Annotated in this window: 1 protein-coding gene; it reads right to left on the bottom strand. The window is 41.9% G+C overall.

Annotated features, from left to right (window positions below; translation table 11 throughout):
- Positions 1-127: 127 nt before the first annotated feature.
- Positions 128-966 (bottom strand): tetratricopeptide repeat protein (locus ACS8FD_RS17355; RefSeq protein WP_439276766.1); only part of this gene is annotated, 839 nt, incomplete at its 5' end.

Raw genomic sequence — 966 nt, forward strand, 5'->3', positions numbered from 1 at the left:
CAAGTTCGACGTTTGCTTTTTCACACTGGAGGTGCAGTTGTTGCCATGCCATAAAGATACCTTTGATTAGATTAAAATGAGTAAAACAAATATAAGCTACTGTATTTTATGTAAAAGTAGCTCAAAATTACTTAAGTGCTTGCTGTGCTTCACGAACAACACGCGAATTGTTTTGTTGTTGACCTGAACGTAGGATAAGCTGCCATAATGAACGCCGGCGATTGGCATCTTCAGAAACAGTCAGACCGCGCCGCGCCATGGCCTCAGCTTTACGTGGTTGCCCTTTTTTTAGGGCTACTTGTGATAGATAAAAGTATACTGCTGATGATCTCGGTGCTAAACGCTGCGCACGGGTAAAGCTGTTCTCAGCAGACGTTAGATTGCCTGATTTTAAATGATTAGTACCAGTTTGCATGAGATTGCGAAAAGCTGGCAAGTTACTTTGATTATCAGTAGGTTGACGGCTTTTTTGCTTTGAATTCTGACGCGCCTGCTCTAATAGCTCATTATGTGACGGTGCAGTAGGAGGCTGCGAGATCATATAATCGTCACGCGGGGGAGTATATACAGGCTCGTTAAATATGATTTCTGGTTGTTCTATGACCTGTGTTTGCTGTGTTAAAGGGTTGTTAGCGTCTGAGGTGTTTTCTGAGTAAGTATTATTCTTTGGCATAGCATCAGTAGGCGGTATATATGGTTTGGTTTGGTAGATATTTGTACCATCAGGACGATTTTGAATATCAGACGGTGTTTTAGTTGTGGTAGGTGCTACAGTCACAGGCGTTTTGGTTATCACCGTAGCAGTGTTGCTAGGTAGCGATGATGTCGTTTGACAGGCACTCAACGTCAAAGTACTGATGAGCGCACTTGTTAGCAATAAAGATCTGCTGAAAATTTTGTTCTGTACTACCAAGTACTGATGTTGCATAAATACAGCCATATCAAACCCCTTATTCTGTGTCATTT

This window comes from Psychrobacter sp. 1U2 (assembly GCF_051847575.1).